Annotated in this window: 14 protein-coding genes; 4 read left to right on the top strand and 10 right to left on the bottom strand. The window is 39.2% G+C overall.

Annotated elements, in window-relative coordinates; all coding sequences use genetic code 11:
- Positions 1 to 29: 29 nt before the first annotated feature.
- From DPQ31_RS23490 to DPQ31_RS23450, 9 genes are all read right to left on the bottom strand, one after another.
- A complete protein-coding gene (locus tag DPQ31_RS23490) occupies positions 30 to 890 on the bottom strand; it encodes a D-Ala-D-Ala carboxypeptidase VanY (protein ID WP_000759391.1) in 861 nt (286 codons plus the stop codon).
- Positions 891 to 972: 82 nt separating this feature from the next.
- Positions 973 to 2,079 (bottom strand): sensor histidine kinase, encoded by a 1,107-nt coding sequence (locus DPQ31_RS23485; RefSeq protein WP_000002593.1) that lies wholly within the window; start codon positions 2,077 to 2,079, stop codon positions 973 to 975.
- Positions 2,072 to 2,770, bottom strand: a complete 699-nt coding sequence (locus tag DPQ31_RS23480) for a response regulator transcription factor (RefSeq protein WP_000822514.1) — start codon at positions 2,768 to 2,770, stop codon at positions 2,072 to 2,074. The genes DPQ31_RS23485 and DPQ31_RS23480 overlap by 8 nt, the downstream gene beginning before the upstream one ends.
- 207 nt (positions 2,771 to 2,977) lie before the next feature.
- A complete protein-coding gene (gene menC / locus DPQ31_RS23475; RefSeq protein WP_173780970.1) occupies positions 2,978 to 4,084 on the bottom strand; it encodes an o-succinylbenzoate synthase in 1,107 nt (368 codons plus the stop codon).
- Positions 4,085 to 5,530 carry an o-succinylbenzoate--CoA ligase gene (locus DPQ31_RS23470; RefSeq protein ID WP_199632120.1) on the bottom strand — a complete coding sequence of 482 codons (1,446 nt, stop codon included), beginning with the start codon at positions 5,528 to 5,530 and terminating at the stop codon, positions 4,085 to 4,087.
- 323 nt (positions 5,531 to 5,853) lie between these two features.
- A complete protein-coding gene (menB, locus tag DPQ31_RS23465) occupies positions 5,854 to 6,672 on the bottom strand; it encodes a 1,4-dihydroxy-2-naphthoyl-CoA synthase (RefSeq protein ID WP_000963888.1) in 819 nt (272 codons plus the stop codon).
- Between the two features lie 69 nt (positions 6,673 to 6,741).
- Positions 6,742 to 7,554 carry a 2-succinyl-6-hydroxy-2,4-cyclohexadiene-1-carboxylate synthase gene (gene menH / locus DPQ31_RS23460; RefSeq protein ID WP_097959478.1) on the bottom strand — a complete coding sequence of 271 codons (813 nt, stop codon included), beginning with the start codon at positions 7,552 to 7,554 and terminating at the stop codon, positions 6,742 to 6,744.
- Positions 7,551 to 9,305 carry a 2-succinyl-5-enolpyruvyl-6-hydroxy-3-cyclohexene-1-carboxylic-acid synthase gene (menD, locus tag DPQ31_RS23455; RefSeq protein ID WP_208731074.1) on the bottom strand — a complete coding sequence of 585 codons (1,755 nt, stop codon included), beginning with the start codon at positions 9,303 to 9,305 and terminating at the stop codon, positions 7,551 to 7,553. The genes menH and menD overlap by 4 nt, the downstream gene beginning before the upstream one ends.
- Positions 9,302 to 10,696 (bottom strand): isochorismate synthase, encoded by a 1,395-nt coding sequence (locus DPQ31_RS23450; protein ID WP_000616758.1) that lies wholly within the window; start codon positions 10,694 to 10,696, stop codon positions 9,302 to 9,304. Before DPQ31_RS23450 ends, menD begins: the two co-directional genes overlap by 4 nt.
- 194 nt (positions 10,697 to 10,890) lie before the next feature.
- Between DPQ31_RS23450 and DPQ31_RS23445 the strand changes: the two genes are divergently transcribed.
- The gene (locus tag DPQ31_RS23445) at positions 10,891 to 11,844 is read left to right on the top strand and encodes a 1,4-dihydroxy-2-naphthoate polyprenyltransferase (protein WP_208731073.1); all 954 of its coding nucleotides are present in this window, start codon (positions 10,891 to 10,893) and stop codon (positions 11,842 to 11,844) included.
- Positions 11,845 to 11,953: 109 nt separating this feature from the next.
- Positions 11,954 to 12,685, top strand: a complete 732-nt coding sequence (locus DPQ31_RS23440; RefSeq protein WP_000957400.1) for a yteA family sporulation protein — start codon at positions 11,954 to 11,956, stop codon at positions 12,683 to 12,685.
- A gap of 118 nt (positions 12,686 to 12,803) precedes the next feature.
- On the opposite strand, the gene cspD is transcribed toward DPQ31_RS23440, so the two are convergent.
- The gene (gene cspD / locus DPQ31_RS23435) at positions 12,804 to 13,004 is read right to left on the bottom strand and encodes a cold-shock protein CspD (RefSeq protein WP_001193053.1); all 201 of its coding nucleotides are present in this window, start codon (positions 13,002 to 13,004) and stop codon (positions 12,804 to 12,806) included.
- Positions 13,005 to 13,330: 326 nt separating this feature from the next.
- On the opposite strand from cspD, the gene DPQ31_RS23430 reads away from it, so the two are divergent.
- Together DPQ31_RS23430 and DPQ31_RS23425 are read left to right on the top strand one after the other, a co-directional pair.
- Positions 13,331 to 14,113, top strand: coding sequence for a TIGR00266 family protein (locus DPQ31_RS23430; RefSeq protein ID WP_000643604.1), 783 nt, complete (start codon positions 13,331 to 13,333; stop codon positions 14,111 to 14,113).
- A gap of 162 nt (positions 14,114 to 14,275) precedes the next feature.
- Positions 14,276 to 14,998: a lipase family protein gene (locus DPQ31_RS23425; protein ID WP_001260116.1), complete on the top strand. Its 723-nt coding sequence runs from the start codon at positions 14,276 to 14,278 to the stop codon at positions 14,996 to 14,998.
- Positions 14,999 to 15,030 lie beyond the last annotated feature (32 nt).

The raw sequence follows: 15,030 nt of genomic DNA, 5'->3' as shown, positions 1-15,030 counted from the left end.
GCTGCTCCAAAACGGAACAACCTCTTTATCTATTCCTGAACCGTCACAATAACCCCATCCATATTGTTCCCCGAAATTTCATACTGCTTATTTACTGGGACATTTACGTTCATATTCTCTGAAACTTTATAATAAGAAACCGTATATTTCTTGCCTTCCACCTCAGTTGAAATTTCTTTTTCCTCTTTTAAGAACTCTAAATATTCCTCTAGCGTAAAATTCTTTTTTTGCATAATTGCGCTATGAGGTAAACCGACGTAACGTATATGCCATGGCTCATATTGAATGCCTGTAATGTTACTTTTATTTTTCGGGTAGCGTAATACAAAGCCATGCTTCCATACGTTCTCCTCCACCCACTTACCTTCAGGAGCCCTCTCCATTTTCTTTTGAGTAGACCCAACATCGAGTGATAATCCTAAATTATGCTCACTGTATCCTGCTGGGAGTGCATAATCTGATCCCATTTCTTTATATAATTTACTTTGTTCTTGAAAATCTCGGTACCCGCTACTCATTAGGAAATGCTGTACTCCATCTTTTCCAGCCGCATCGACAACGTTCAAAAACTTTTTTACAACACCCTTTGATAAGCGAAGGTTTCTATCAAATATTACATAACCTCTTACTAATTCACTATTATGATTTACATTTATAATATCAGACCTAATACTATCTTTTTTTACTGGGTAATCTTTATTAACTAATAGTAGATCCCCTTTATAAATTTGTTCTTTGGTAACCTCTACCTTTTCCATACTTGCAGTCTTTACTGCACTATTTTCCCCGCCGATTTTCACATCAATTTCCTTTTGAAATAACGGTGATATATAAACGCCTACACAGATTGTGCATGCTATAAAAAAAGAAATAAATACCCACTTTTTCATTTCTAGTTCCTCCTTAACGTAACTTACGTATAGAATAGAAAAAACTATTAAAATAAAAAGTGGGGTAAAGTTTAAATTTTTATTAAATTGTTACGTTCTCGTCTTTTGGCAATCTCACTTCAAATAGCGTTCTAACTACATTACTTTCAGCAGAAATCGTACCGTTATGCTGCTCGACAATATTTTTTGCAATAAATAGTCCAAGGCCTGTCCCGCCACGGTTCTCGGTTCTCGCTTTATCACCTGTATAAAACATATCAAATAGATACGGTAAATCTTCTTCTGGAATGCTATCTCCGTAATTCATAACTTGCACGACAACTTCTCCATTATCGACATACCCATTCATATCAACAAATTGTCCATCATATCCGTATCGAACAGCATTTGTTAACAAGTTTTCAAATACTCTAGCTAACAATTTTCCATCACCGTGCATCGGTAAATGAGCATCAACATGCAATCTAGCTTCTAAATGATGTTTCTCTAATAACGGATATAATTCCTCTTCTAACTGTATAAGCAACTCACTTATATCAATAGGCTTTTTATCCAGCTTTAGCATGCCATAATTCATACGTGTAATTTCAAATAGCTCATCAATTAAACTTTCCAGCCTTTGTGATTTCGTATATGCAATCGTGGAAAAATGTTTAATTTGTTCCTTCGTCAAATTCTCATCTTTAAGAATTAAATCTAAATATCCTAACACGGATGTTAATGGCGTTCTTAAATCATGAGCTAAATTCACAACGAGCTGATCTTTACTACTTTCAGCAAAGTCGCCTCTTTCCACAGCTTCTTTTAACTTTTCACTCGCAACATTTATTTCGCGCGCGATATTTCCAAACTCATCATTTGATGAAACTTGAACTTTATTTGTAAAGTTACCGTTCGCAAGATGATGAATCCCATTAGAAATTTCATCAAAGTATTTTAAATACGGTTTTGTCAAAAAGAAGAAAAAGATAATAGATAACGGAATAAAGAAAATTAAAAAGAAGTTAATGTCCCCAAATTCCCTTACCATTGATCGAAATTGCGCTAAAGGCTCTTCGTAGCGAACCATCTTTTTATAATACAGCTGCAATCCTTTATAAATTATATAAGTTACAGTTGCTGCAAGCACCATACTTAACGCAAATAAGGCAATCATTTTAAAACGAAAGCTTTTCATCATGTTAGCCATTGAAAGTATAACCTACCCCCCACACCGTTTTTATTAACTTATCCTTTCTTTTATCTTCCCCAAGCTTTTTCCGTAACGTACGAATATGTACCATAACTGTATTTCCACCTTCATAATAATCATCTGCCCATACTTGCTGAAAAATATTTTCCACATTGTACACTTTCTTCGGATGACTCGCTAATAAATATAAAATGTCAAATTCTTTCGGTGTTAACTCAATTTGCTCTCCATATACATTTACCGTTCGGCGCTCAGGATCAATAATGACTCCGCCAATCTCTAAAGCAGACTTACTTTCCGCTACTTTCGGTTGATTTAACGTAAAAAACCTACGCAGTTGTGCATTTACACGTGCAACTAGTTCTATTGGTGTGAAAGGCTTCGTCATATAATCATCCGCACCTAGTACAAGACCTGTCACCTTATCGAAGTCAGATGTTTTCGCGCTTAAGAAAATAATCGGCATATGATATTTGGCGCGAATCTGTCTCGTCACTTCATATCCATCCATTTTCGGCATCATAATATCTAAAACCACTAAGTCAATTGGCTGCGTTTTAATAATATGCACCGCTTCTTCTCCATCGGCTGCTTTCACAACATGATACCCTTCTTTTTTTAAATGTATCTCAATTAAATCAGCAATTTCTGCCTCATCATCAGCTATCAAAATTGAAATGCGCTTCATCTTACTCCCCCTTTATACGCTCGATTTTAAACTAGTCTATCCAATTTGTACAATACAAAAAAGGCTACCCGTTTGAGTAGCCTTAGTAAATGAAATTATATCGACCATAACTTGAATTATATCGGCGATTTTCCAATTATATCGACTTACCGACAATTAACGACAAAACCCTCTCGCTATTTGCGGACAGCCTAACGAAACTTCCATTTACCGCTCAAACACAATTCGCTGCTTCGTGATTTCATCCAGTCTCTTGCGGTCTACTTCATACTCAGCTTCAACACTTTGCGGTACAATCACTTTCCCGCCCTTAAGCATCACTTCCGGCGAAATAATATCCTGCTCCCAATGTCGACTAGAAGCGGATATATCACCAGGAATCGTAAAGTTCGGCAATGAAGCAAGCGCAACGTTTTGTGCTCGTGATATGCCCATCTCTACCATACCACCGCACCAAACGGGTATGTTATGCTCCATGCAATAATTATGGATTTGAATAGATTCTGTTAATCCGCCCACTCGCCCTGGTTTAATGTTAACGATGCGGCAACTACCAAGCGTAATCGCAACGCGCGCATCTTCTAAACTATGGATGCTTTCGTCTAAACAAATCGGCGTTTCAATTTTCTTTTGCAGCTGTGCATGATCAAGAAAATCGTAATCCGCTAGCGGTTGTTCAATCATCAGCAATTGAAATTCATCTAGTCGTTTCAGCCTCTCCGTATCCGCTAATGTATAGGCTGAATTTGCATCAGCCATTAACGGGATATTCGGAAACTCTTTACGAATTTCTTTCAATAATTCGTAATCATGCTCTGGCTTTATTTTCACTTTAAAACGCTCGTATCCTTCTTCCGCGTACTTCTCGATTTGTTTTAGCATAACCGGAATCGTATTGATCCCGATTACAACGCCGACCTCAATTTCAGACTTCGTTCCGCCAAGCAATGTCGCTAGTGGTTTCTTTTGACGCGTCGCATATAAATCCCAAACAGCCCCTTCTATTCCGGCCTTTGCCATTCGGTTTCTCTTTATATGCTGGAACAAACTCGGCACTTCATTCGGATGAGAGATTTCAGTTTCCAATAAATCCGGTATTAAAAAATCCTGAAGTACATGCAGTGCTGTCTTCACCGTTTCTTCCGTATACCACGGTTCAGAAAAAGCAACGACTTCACCAAATCCAATGTGCCCGTCCGTATCTTCTAATTCAACGACGATACTCTCACGCCTTTCGTAAGTTCCGTAGCTTGCAGCAAACGGGATTGCGAGTGGCATTTCCGTTATATAAAGTATCGCTTTTTTTATCTCCACCTACATCTCCTCCAATAATTGTCTTAACTCTCGTCTTAACAATTTTTTCGAAGCGTTTCGTGGTAATTCCTCTAAGAAACACACTTTCTTCGGCACTTTATATTTCGCTAATTTCTCCTCGCAAAAATGAAGAATTTCTTCTTCTCTTACCTCTCCGCTTTTTACAACAAAAGCAGCTGGCACTTGTCCCCAACTTTCGTCAGCCATACCGACAACACCGGCTTCTGCTACTGCAGGATGAGATAGTAACACTTCTTCAATTTGAGCTGGATATATATTTTCTCCCCCAGAAATAATTAAATCACTGCGGCGGTCTAATACGTATAAAAATCCTTCTTCATCTAAATAACCGAGGTCACCAGTATGAAGCCAGCCATTTTGAATTGTTTCACGCGTCGCATCTTCACGGTTGAAATAGCCACCTGTTACGTTCGGTCCTTTTACAACAATTTCTCCTTCAGCATGTGGAGGCACTATTACGCCGTCTTTTTCAATACGAAGCTGACATTGGAATAGTGGTTTTCCAGCTGATCCTACTTTCGTTAACATGTAATCTGCTGATAACGTACAAATTTGCGAAGACGTTTCTGTCATACCGTACGTTTGATACACAGGAATTCCTTTTTCTACACACGTTTCTAATAACGGTTTCGGCGCTGGCCCTCCGCCTAGTAACATGCATCGTAAAGAAGAGGGATATGTCTCTTCTCCAAGTCGCTCTAAAAGATCTGTTAACATTTTAGAAACGACAGAAATAATCGTAACGCCTCTCGTTTGAAGTGCTTCATGAATAAAATTAGCATCATATTTCGGAACGAGTAAAATGCGCATACCGTACATAATATTTTTCATTAACAGAGATAGCCCGCCAACGTGGAACATCGGCATACAAGCTAACCAGCAATCATCATCACGAAGCCCTAAATTAAGCGAAGAACCGACTGCGCTTGCCCAATGATTACTGTACGTTAAAATAACGCCTTTCGGCTTCCCTGTCGTCCCAGACGTATAAATAATTGTCATCGCTTCTTCTAAAGAGAATTCTTCCTGTATAGATGCTTCCGCCTTCGATCCATTCATCACTTCAGCAAATGAATATACAGGAACATCTGTAGTCTCAAAATCTTGATCCGTCACTAAACAAACAACTTCAGCATCATCCATTTGCCAAAGTAGCTCTTCTCTTGAAAGACGCGTATTTAAAAGCACAGCTACTGCACCTACGTAAGATAGGGCGTGAATAACTGTAATCATCTCCATACCATTTTTCATCAGAACAGCCACCTTTTGTCCACGCTTCACTCCAACGTGCGTGAGGTGTTCACAAACAGATACTACTTTTTCATGCAACTGCATAAAAGTAACCTTTTCGTCCTCTATTTCAATTGCAGTGCGATCTGGTGTTAAAAATGCACGTTGCTTTAACCAATTTGGCATAGTTTCCATCATACATTCTCCTTTCCTGAAAGAAAGAGACTTGATATGACATCAAGTCTCTTAGTTGTTTTGTTTCCGGTTGATTCCATCTAGCTACAGCGGCTAGAACAGTCGGTCGTTTCACGCCTTCCTACGAGGCAAAAAGCGCCTCTACGTCAGGAGTTCCAACGCCCTCTTGTTCTAAGCAAGCCGCTTCCGCTTTTGGTTTCATCCAGCTGCGCCTCCTAGCCCCTTCCATCTAAGAACCTTCCGCACGAGAAAGTAAAAAACACTTTCTGTGCGAAAGAACCTTAGCCTACGAGGCTAAACAGTCGGCTCCGCTTTTGGTTTGATCACGGGAAACGAGGGAATTGACCGAAGTCCGGGCTGCGTTTTTCTTTGAACGCGTCACGACCTTCTTTTGCTTCGTCAGTTGTGTAGTACAATAACGTTGCATCTCCAGCTAATTGTTGAATACCAGCTAGACCGTCTGTGTCTGCGTTGAATGCAGCTTTTAGGAAACGAAGTGCCATTGGGCTGTTTGCTAAAATTTCTTGTGCCCATTGTACTGTTTCTGCTTCAAGCTCTTCTAATGGTACTACAGTGTTTACTAAGCCCATATCAAGCGCTTCCTGTGCACTATATTGACGACATAAGTACCAAATTTCGCGAGCTTTCTTGTGGCCTACCATACGAGCTAAGTAACCAGCTCCGTATCCACCGTCAAAGCTTCCTACTTTAGGACCTGTTTGTCCGAATACAGCGTTGTCTGCAGCGATCGTTAAGTCACATACGATATGAAGTACGTGTCCTCCACCGATTGCATAACCTGCTACCATTGCGATAACTGGTTTAGGAATTGCGCGAATTAGACGTTGTAAGTCTAATACGTTGAGACGTGGGATTTGGTCGTCACCTACATATCCACCATGACCGCGAACTTTTTGGTCGCCGCCAGAACAGAATGCACGTCCACCTTCACCTGTTAAAATGATAACGCCAACATTTGCATCATCACGAGCGTGTGCAAAAGCGTTGATCAACTCCATTACCGTTTTAGGACGGAATGCGTTATGTACTTCAGGGCGGTTAATCGAAATCTTTGCGATACCATTGTATGTTGAATAAATAATATCTTCGTAATTGCCTTCTTTTACCCATTCAATAGCCATTACAACTACCTCCTTGTATATTTCTGATCTCCTCTATAAGTGTAGCTTCCCTCTTAGGTGAAAAAAGCATCACTGCATAGTTTTTAGAAATCCCTTTACTATTGTATCAAACTTTTCAGGTTGTTCCACATGAATTGCATGGCCAGCACCATCAATTTTGACAAATTTCGCGTCAGAGACGCATTTTTCGATATTTTTTAATATGCGAAAGAACTTTTCATCATGCTCACCGTTCATTAAAAGAACAGGCATTTTTAAGTTTTGTAGCTCATTCCACCATGAAGGCTGAGCCCCTGTTCCCATGCCTCGCAAGCTATTTGCAAGTCCTTTTGGATTGTTAGCAAGTCGTTCTTTTCGCACTGCTTCTTGTACCTTTTCTGCTAAACGTTTTTGCGTTTCGAACAGCGGAATATTTTCCCACATCGCTACAAAACTTTCGATTCCTTCTCGCTCAATTTTATGAGCAAGTCGCTCATCTTTTTCACGACGTTCTTTTCTAGCCTCTTCACTTTCAAGCCCAGCTGTACAATTTTCTAATAAAAGAGAACGTACATATTCTGGATATAGGCATGCCATCGTAATCGCCAGCCTACCGCCCATTGAATAGCCGAGTATGTGCGCTTTTTCAATATGAAGGTAATCTAGCAGCTCTTTCATTTGTAATGCCGCATTTCTAATATCATAATGCGTCACAGCTTCAGGACTTTCCGTTTTTCCGTGCCCAACAATGTCTACTAAAATGACTTGAAATTTCTCGCTCCAAGAAGGAACGAAAAAACGCCACGTTTCCATGCTTCCCGTAAAACCATGAAGAAGTAGAAGTGGTTCACCGCTTCCGACTACTTCATATTCATACGATACACCTTGCAGCGTTACTTTCATCGTGATTCACCTTGTAAAGATGTAGTAATCACGTCCATCGTTTTTGCCCATAATGTACGGTGCAATGTTAAGTTCTCATCACGATTCGTACAAATTTCCACAACGTGTAAACCTTCCGCCCTTGTTCCCTTTTGTACCTCTTCTCGGAATTGCTCCCAACCATTTACACGGCTAAATGAACCACCGTACATTTTAACAACGTGTTCATAATCAAGCCCAATCGGTGTTCCAAATAATGATTCAAAATGTTCCTTTTTCTCATACTGTGGTAAGAATGAGAAAATACCACCACCGTCATTATTTACAACGACAATTGTTATGTTTAATTCATGTAATTTCGCTGCTAACAGTCCATTTAAATCGTGATAAAATGATAAATCACCGATGACTAATACGAGCGGATCACAAATAACGCTCGCGCCTAAAGCTGTTGAAATGATTCCATCGATACCATTTACACCGCGATTTGCCATCACCTGAATGTTTTTATTTGATGTGAAGAAGAATGAATCTGTATCACGAATTGGCATACTATTACTCACAAATAACGTTGCCCCATCTGGTAATACGCGTACAATATCCGTAATAACCTTTCCTTCAAATGCCGTTTCGTATGTTTCCATTTCACGAAGCGTTTCCTTCGTTTTTTCGTTTATATGTTGCCACATTCGGGACCAATCATTCTTTTTCATAGCTGGCATTTTTTCTATTAATGCCTTGCAAAATGCAATATCATTTGCCTGTACAACTTCTGTCGCAACGAGAGCTGGATCTCTCCATTGTCCGGATTCGTCGACAACGATATGAACGGCTTTCGTCTGTTTTTTAATAAACTGCGTTAATGCTTTCGAAACAGGCATACCACCAAAGCGAATCATAACTTCTGGCTTCCACGTTTCTTTTAACAACTCATTTCGTAAAAATGTATCGTAACAGTCAATTACCATCGTTTTATCGTGATGTCCGCTACGAATGTTAGAAAGTGGATCCGCTAATATTGGATATCCTGTTTTTTTAGCTAATTGTGCCGCAAACGCTGCGATTTCTGAATGACTATCATCTCCACAAATAATAAGCCCCTTTTCCATATGTGAAAGGCGCCCTACAAGAGAATCTACATATTCACTCGTCATCACCGCGTTCCCTTGCTGAACTACTCCTGTATATTCCCCGCGTCCTTTATCCCATAAACTTTTTAATGAAAAGTCCGGGATAAGCGGTTCACGCACTGGAAAATTAAGATGAACAGGTCCTTGCGGCGTTAAAAGTGCGCTTGCTATCATGCGCTGCGTCGTCATGCGAGCATAATGATACATCGCTTCACTCGCTTCTGGAATTGCCATCTCTGTAAATTGCTTCACAAACGTACCGTATAAATTAATTTGATTCATCGCTTGTGGTGCACCGACATCTCTTAATTCATGCGGTCTATCTGCCGTTAAGACGATAAGCGGTACTCGTGAATGAAAAGCTTCACATACAGCTGGGTAATAGTTCGCTGCTGCCGTTCCTGACGTACATAATAATGCAACAGGACGTTTTTTTGCTTTTGCGATACCGAGCGCAAAAAATCCTGCTGATCTTTCATCTACGTGTAAATATGTGTTCATTCCTTCATGTTGTTCCATTAGTAGAGCAATCGGCGTTGACCGTGAGCCTGGACTAATGACAACATCACATACATTTAGACGCGTCAGTTCATCCACGAACGCGCCTAAATAGTATGATAATGCTTCTATATGATTGTTCATTTCATTAATTCCTCCAAAGCACCAAGCATCGGTCTAAACTTCAAACTTGTTTCTTCATATTCAAGTTGCGGTACTGAATCAATTACAATCCCACAACCGGCAAATAAGGATGCTTTCTCGCCATTTAATAATCCGCAGCGAAGTGCAACCGCAAATTCACCATTTCCTTCATCATCTATCCAACCAATCGGTGCACCATACAATCCTCTGTCTAACAATTCAACATCACGGATCAGTTTCATTGCTTCCAAACGAGGCGTCCCGCCAAGAGCTGGTGTTGGATGTAATTCTTCTACCATTGTTAAAAGACTCACATCACCTTTTGCTTCTACAGGCGTATATAAATGAATTAAGTTTTTCGTTGTTAATAAACCCGGACTTTCCGGAATATTAACGACGTTGCAATGCTCATTTAATACACCGCGAATCATGTTCACTACATAACCATGTTCAGCTAAATTCTTTTCATCATGAAGAAGCGCATTACCATTTTGTTTACTTTCTTCTATAGAATGACCATGACCGATTGAACCAGCAAGACACATCGACGTAAACTTCTCATCTTCTTTGCGAATTAATCTCTCTGGCGTCGCTCCTAGGAAACATGCTCCTTTATAATCAAAAGAAAATACGTAACAATCCGGTTGCCCAATGCGAAGCGCTTCTAAAACAAGAGCAGAATCAATAGAATGATTCACCTCTACTTTTAACTCCCTCGCTAATACAACCTTCTGCACGTTACCCTGCTTCATCTCATCTTGCACTTTCTCAATTGCTTTCATCCAGCCTTTCGGATCAACTTCTACTTTAGAAGTAACAATTAATTTCGATCCTTCTAGCGCACATTTACTCTCCCCAAAAATTTTCTCTTCTAAAGAAATCATTTCGTTATAAAGAGTTTCTGCACAATCTGTTTCTGAAACAAATGTATTCATCGTTAACCACGCTTTTTCATTTTTTACAGTTAATAAAAATGCGGGTAGTGAAAATGTTGTATCTTTAAATTCTTTCCATAGGTCTGTTTTCTCTTTTTCTGGATCAAATGAAAACCCACCAAATAAAAGAGGACCTGTTCCAAATTCATATTCATCTCTTTGCACAAATGCATTCTCTTTTACTTTCTCCCACTCATCACGAGCAGTTTGAAAGCGCTTATGAGAAGAATTTGCTATAGTGAAAACAGAGCCAATTCCTGCAAATATTACATGCTGAGCTGGGTCTGCAAAATAACATCTATTTTCGAATGAAGTCCTTTTTCCTGCTGCATAAAACAGAAGTGGATCCACCCAGTCTATTTGTTTGACAAAACTAACTAATGTTTTTTCATTCTTTACACGCTTAATGGCCGCACTAAGAACTTCTTGCAAGCCTTTTTGTTTCGTTTGAATCACAATTGTCTCCCCCCTATGGGCGAAAAATAGTCATAATTACGCTTGATTTTAAGATACACCTCAAACGAAAGGCCTGTCAACGTTTAGCATTTCTGAGAAATTCACCTTCTCTTCCTAGAAAATAAACGTTGACACTAAATGATGCTTTTTCTACACTTAATTGTGTACAATATGTGACCTAAGGAGGATTCAACATGGAAATGAACGTCGAAACGAATTCCTCTCCTACGGCGCCAAAGCCAAGTAAACAAACAGGCTGGCGCATTTGGTGGAGTTTACTACGCCCCCATACATTAACAGCAGCTTTCGTTCCTGTTTTCATCGGAACAGCATATGCGATGCAGGTCGGAGGTATAAATCAAATACATCTCCCTCTTTTCCTTATGATGCTTCTTGCTTGTCTTCTCATTCAAGCAGCAACAAACATGTTTAATGAATACTTTGATTATAAAAGAGGACTCGATCACGAAGGTTCAGTCGGTATCGGCGGCGCTATCGTTCGCGATGGCATTCAGCCAAAAACAGTGCTTAACTTAGCATTTGGATTTTTTGGCATCGCAATGCTATTAGGCGTTTATATTTGTATGAATTCTAGCTGGCGGCTTGCTGCAATCGGTCTCGTTTGTATGGCCGTTGCTTACCTTTATACAGGCGGCCCACTTCCAATTGCCTATACACCATTTGGAGAGTTAACAGCAGGATTATTTATGGGTGTCATTATTATCGGGATTTCATTCTTTATTCAAACTGGAACTGTAACATCAGAAGTCATTTTACTATCTATTCCAAGCTCCATTTTAATTGGTGCCATTTTACTAGCTAATAACATCCGTGACTTAGATGGCGATAAAGAAAACGGTCGTAAAACGTTAGCAATTCTCGTTGGACGTGAAAGAGCCGTTGGTGTACTTGCTTCTATGTTCATCGTTTCCTACATTTGGACAATTGCTTTAATTATCGTGGGCATCGTATCACCATGGATGCTGATCGTATTTTTAAGTGCACCGAAAGCATTTAAAGCGACGAAAGGTTTTATCGGCAAAAGCATTCCAATGGAAATGGTACCTGCGATGATTTCAACAGCAAAAACAAATACAATCTTCGGTCTCCTCATGGGAATCGGATTATTACTTGGATATTTCCTTTAAAAGGAGCTGCTAATGCGGCTCCTTTTTCATATACCAATTTCAGCTCATAATTCCTACTCGCAACGCTCATACTATGTAAAGAAACTGAATTGTAGGAAGGTGGATGACAATGTTAACTCCACAACAAGTAAATCAATTTAAATCCGTTTTAGAAAAACAAAAACAAGAACTAGAGCAAACAATACAAACTCATGAAAATGAAAATCGTGCCTCTGAACGCGATTCCGTCGGAGAATTGTCTAGCTATGATAACCATCCAGGTGATATGGCTACAGAGCTATATGAACGTGAAAAAGATTTCGGGCTTATTGAGCTTTGGCATAAACAGCTAGAGGATACGAAACATGCCTTGCAAAAAATAGAAGCAGGTACGTACGGTATTTGTGAAGTGTCTGGCGTGGAAATTCCATTTGAAAGATTAGAAGCAATGCCGACTGCTACAACATGCATACAGCACGCGACAAATAAATTAAATATGGAGACCCGTCCAGTTGAAGAAGAAGTATTGGCTCCTTCTTTCCATAAGCACGATGAAGATCATTCTGTTGAGTACGATGCAGAAGATGCGTGGCAAGATGTCGCAAATTATGGAACGTCTGAAACACCGTCTGATTTAGAAAGACAAGATTCAAAAAATTATAATGGTATGTATGTAAATAGTGAAGAGAATGTTGGATATGTAGAGGATTTCGAAAACTTTATCGGTACAGATATGTATGGAAAAAACCCACAAGTTTTCGCCACAGAAGAACATGAAGAGTATGAACAAATGCTTGATGACTTTGAAGAGCGTACCTTCAAAGGCGAATTATCTTCAAATGAATCTAGTTCCAAAGAGTAAAGTGAAACTTTAATTAGTGCGGGGACCATCCCCCACTAATTATTAGCCCACACCCTTCGGACGTTTATGGGATAAAAAAAGCATTCCGAAATTCGGAATGCTTTTTATCGCTAGCTAATTAGTTTTTTGTAACGTTAGCTGCTTGTGGTCCGCGGTTTCCTTCAACGATTTCGAAAGAAACTTCTTGACCTTCTTCTAAAGTTTTGAAGCCTTCGCCTTGGATAGCTGAGAAATGTACGAATACGTCTTCTCCGCCTTCAACTTCGATGAAGCCAAAACCTTTTTCGCCGTTAAACCATTTAACTTTACCTGTTTGCATGTCATGTACCTCCTAAATAAAAATGAAACTATGAATCCACATGAAAAGGTGGATATAAAGGACATGAATGTATAACAAGCTTACAGCCTTTAATACAACGTGCTTTATTTCCGTACCACATTATGTAGCTCAATAGTGCTTTCACTATATCACGCTATATGAAAAACGTCAAATGAGAACACTTTCATTCCATCATTTTTTTATAATTTTAATATAATGTTGAATTTCCATCTCCTTACTTTATTTGAAAATTAACAAAACTAGAGTATTCTAATACTATTAAATTCTGTACAATATAAATATATATTACATATGAGGTGAAAAAAATGAAGGCACATGAAATCGAATATAAGTTATACGGTGACGATATGCAGTTCGTTGAAATTGAATTAGATCCAGAAGAGAGTGTTATCGCAGAAGCTGGGGCAATGATGATGATGGAAGACTACATCGAAATGGAGACAATTTTCGGTGATGGTTCTGGACCATCTAACGGTCTATTCGGAAAATTAATGGGGGCTGGTAAGCGTCTTGTTACAGGTGAAAGCATGTTTATGACTGTATTTACAAATACAGGTCACGGCAAACGCCACGTCTCATTTGCTGCTCCTTATCCTGGTAAAATTGTTCCTGTTGATTTAACAGAATATCAAGGGAAAATAGTTTGCCAAAAAGATGCGTTTCTTTGTGCTGCAAAAGGTGTTTCTATCGGAATTGAGTTTACTAAAAAAATAGGAACTGGTTTCTTTGGTGGTGAAGGTTTCATCATGCAGAAACTTGAAGGTGATGGTCTAGCTTTCATGCATGCAGGCGGAACTGTATATAAGCGCGAATTAAAACCCGGTGAGAAACTTCGCATTGATACAGGTTGTCTCGTTGCCATGACAAAAGACGTTAACTATGATATTGAATTTGTAGGAAAAGTAAAAACAGCTCTATTTGGCGGTGAAGGTTTATTCTTCGCAACGCTAGAAGGTCCTGGAACGGTTTGGATTCAGTCCTTAACACTTAGCCGCTTAGCAGCACGCCTTACGAGTCCAGCAGCTCAAAGCACCGGTGAAGGCAGTGTTTTAGGTGGACTTGGTCGTTTATTAGATGGAAAAGAGTAAAAGTGCCCTTATGGGGCGCTTTTTATTTAGGTGGACTACGCTTCCCCTCCCCCCTCATATAACTAAATGTTCCATCCTCATTTTCAAAACCCTCAAAAAGAATGAATCAAGTCCCTCACTGCATATATTTAACCATACCTTTTCTTAAGGAGGGCTTCCTTAATGCGTACTCCTTTATCCTTTGATAAAGACACTGCCATATTGTTAGCTTCTTGTTGTGAGTTAACGTATGAACAATATAAACAAAATGGGATTTTTGAAATACCAGATGGTTTTCAATATGTACAAGGTTTTCAAGGAAAAACCATTCAAATGACAGAATGGTTTGGATTCATATTAGAATCTGAGGATACAATTATTGTAGCTTTTCGGGGCACACAAACAGATACAGACTGGATTATCGATTCACTCGTCAACCAAAAGCCATACCCATATGCTTTAAACAGCGGAAATGTCCATAACGGCTTTCTTTCTATTTATGAATCTTGCCGAGATTCTATTATGGATATGCTCGTATCATTGCCAGCCCATAAAAAACTACTAGCTACCGGACATAGTTTAGGTGGTGCGCTTGCTACATTACACATATTAGATGCACGTATCAATACCGCCTTCGCACAGTATGGCCTTTATACATTCGCTTCTCCAAAAGTAGGAGATATCGCTTTTCGAAATTATTATAAACTACAAGTAGCTAGTAGCTTTCGTTTTGTAAATTTATTCGATGTCGTTCCACTTCTCCCTCCGCGAAACATAAATTTTAATGATCGTGATTGGGAATATGCCCACGTTCATCACAATATGACATTTACAAAAAATACAAAATCTATTACGAATAATCATTCCATGACAACATACAAAACATGTCTGACTTCTCATTTTTAACCAGTAAACAATTGGAAATTATACATTCGTAT

The sequence above is a fragment of the Bacillus sp. COPE52 genome, assembly GCF_003355115.1.
Classification (GTDB): domain Bacteria; phylum Bacillota; class Bacilli; order Bacillales; family Bacillaceae_G; genus Bacillus_A; species Bacillus_A toyonensis.
This window is presented reverse-complemented; position numbering and strand designations above follow the sequence as displayed.

Coding starts and splice junctions, on each gene's coding strand:
- DPQ31_RS23490 (WP_000759391.1), bottom strand. CDS start 890: ATGAAAAAGTGGGTATTTATTTCTTTTTTTATAGCATGCACAATCTGT.
- DPQ31_RS23485 (WP_000002593.1), bottom strand. CDS start 2,079: ATGGCTAACATGATGAAAAGCTTTCGTTTTAAAATGATTGCCTTATTT.
- DPQ31_RS23480 (WP_000822514.1), bottom strand. CDS start 2,770: ATGAAGCGCATTTCAATTTTGATAGCTGATGATGAGGCAGAAATTGCT.
- DPQ31_RS23470 (WP_199632120.1), bottom strand. CDS start 5,530: ATGGAAACTATGCCAAATTGGTTAAAGCAACGTGCATTTTTAACACCA.
- menB (WP_000963888.1), bottom strand. CDS start 6,672: ATGGCTATTGAATGGGTAAAAGAAGGCAATTACGAAGATATTATTTAT.
- menH (WP_097959478.1), bottom strand. CDS start 7,554: ATGAAAGTAACGCTGCAAGGTGTATCGTATGAATATGAAGTAGTCGGA.
- menD (WP_208731074.1), bottom strand. CDS start 9,305: ATGAACAATCATATAGAAGCATTATCATACTATTTAGGCGCGTTCGTG.
- DPQ31_RS23445 (WP_208731073.1), top strand. CDS start 10,891: ATGGAAATGAACGTCGAAACGAATTCCTCTCCTACGGCGCCAAAGCCA.
- DPQ31_RS23440 (WP_000957400.1), top strand. CDS start 11,954: ATGTTAACTCCACAACAAGTAAATCAATTTAAATCCGTTTTAGAAAAA.
- cspD (WP_001193053.1), bottom strand. CDS start 13,004: ATGCAAACAGGTAAAGTTAAATGGTTTAACGGCGAAAAAGGTTTTGGC.
- DPQ31_RS23430 (WP_000643604.1), top strand. CDS start 13,331: ATGAAGGCACATGAAATCGAATATAAGTTATACGGTGACGATATGCAG.
- DPQ31_RS23425 (WP_001260116.1), top strand. CDS start 14,276: ATGCGTACTCCTTTATCCTTTGATAAAGACACTGCCATATTGTTAGCT.